This window comes from Candidatus Neomarinimicrobiota bacterium (assembly GCA_034716895.1).
In the GTDB taxonomy this organism is placed as follows: domain Bacteria; phylum Fidelibacterota; class UBA8477; order UBA8477; family JABMPR01; genus JABMPR01.
Window position 1 is genome coordinate 1 of sequence record JAYEKW010000230.1, and the last position, 1,680, is coordinate 1,680.

The following is a 1,680-nucleotide window of genomic DNA, read 5'->3' on the forward strand; positions in this document are numbered from 1 at the left end:
CTTTGTACATATTCCAGAGCTCCTGTACCTCAGGTCGATCTACATACTTCAGACCACTGTAATGTTCGAGATTCTCATATCGATCCAACCATAATTCCCACTGATCTTTGGCGAGAAAACCATTGTGGTAGGCAGCTTCAACGTTGGCTTTAATTCTATCCCAATAGTCTTCATACGAATAAACAAAGGGGGTGGTATCAGCCATGACATTGATACCCCAGGCACTGCCAGGTATATCATAGAGGGCATAGGGAATGAATTTTGAAGGATGGTTGTTGTTCACCCATTCTTCAGCTTCAGGATCACCGTGCTCAGCAGCCCATGTGATCATTTCGACCATAGAGAACTGCATCTCCCAGACACCATGCCATTGGGTAAAATCGGCACCCATCATTTCAGCACCATGACGGAAACGACGACCCTGGTGATGCCAGGAGTTATACATCTCCCGCTCAGGGACTTCATCCCAGCCATTCAACACAGGATTTGATTTAAACTTACCCTCTGCTTCAAGACGATCGATGATGCCACTGCCCGTTAATTTCTTGGTCCAATAAACAAAGGTGCGACGCATCTCATTGTACTGGAGGTTGACCAGATCCGCTGTAAGTAGATAGGTTTCGATAAAATCGGGGGCATGACAACTTGCACAAATAGATTCCATGCGTTCGCGTTTGACTTCCCAACTACCCAGATTCTCTTCGTCCCAGACCGTCCTGAAACTCCAGGGTGCCTGAGATTCTGTAGCCAGTCGTGCGCTTACATCATGGGTCATAGGTTGTTTTTCATTTCCATCCATATGGCAAGTTACACAAACGGGGGCTTCAATAGGAATGGGCTCATTTTCCGTCGTGTTATAATTCATGTCCCAATCTTTACCAAGCGCCTTAAATATGTTTCCATGTTTGGATTCAATATAGATCTCAAGATGCGGATGATCAGGACCGACATGGCATTCACCACAGGTTTCCGGTTGGCGGGCAACGGCCATGCTGTATGAGTGCTTGCTATGGCAGGCATCACACTCACCCACACTTCCATCTGGCCATATAGCACCAATATTGTGGCATTGAATACAACCATGTTTGGTTGCAATGGGCGTCTCAAAGATCGAACGATCACCATTCTTGAATAACCAGAATTGATGGGCATGTTTACTATTCGTGAACTCTTTCACCTGTTGCTCATGACATTCAGCACAATCACCTGGTGTTGGATGCCGTGCAATCAGGACATCATTTTCCGGGCATCTCTGGGCATCAAAATCATCTGCTTCTGCACTATGGCATTCCACACATCCAATTCCCATCAGTGCATGCTCACTCCGTTCCCATGCAGCTATTTGAGTGACTGCTACATGCTCGAGTTCATGACAGTTGATACAGGCAGCAGAAGCTTTATCAACATCTATTTCTGCCACATCTGAGCTCGTTTTTTTAACCTCAACCGTGGCCACAATCATTAAAGTAACGATGAGCAGAATGCTGAAAACACCTATCAGTCTCTGCTGTACTTTGCTTTGTTCCATATTCTCTCCAATTTTCATTTAATGCGTAAAAGTTTGAATGAGTGTAAAAATGATCAGAGTCAGAATAGTCACTGCTCCAATAGTGAAATTGATCATACTTCGATGTTTCTCTTTTTTGGCTAATAACGGTTCCAAAAAAGGCCAGAAGACTA

Annotated in this window: 1 protein-coding gene; it reads right to left on the reverse strand. The window is 44.8% G+C overall.

Features of this window, described 5'->3' with window-relative positions; genetic code table 11:
- Window positions 1-1,528: multiheme c-type cytochrome (locus U9Q77_12935; protein MEA3288262.1), on the reverse strand; the 1,528-nt coding region annotated here is incomplete at its 3' end.
- Between the last annotated feature and the right edge of the window lie 152 nt (window positions 1,529-1,680).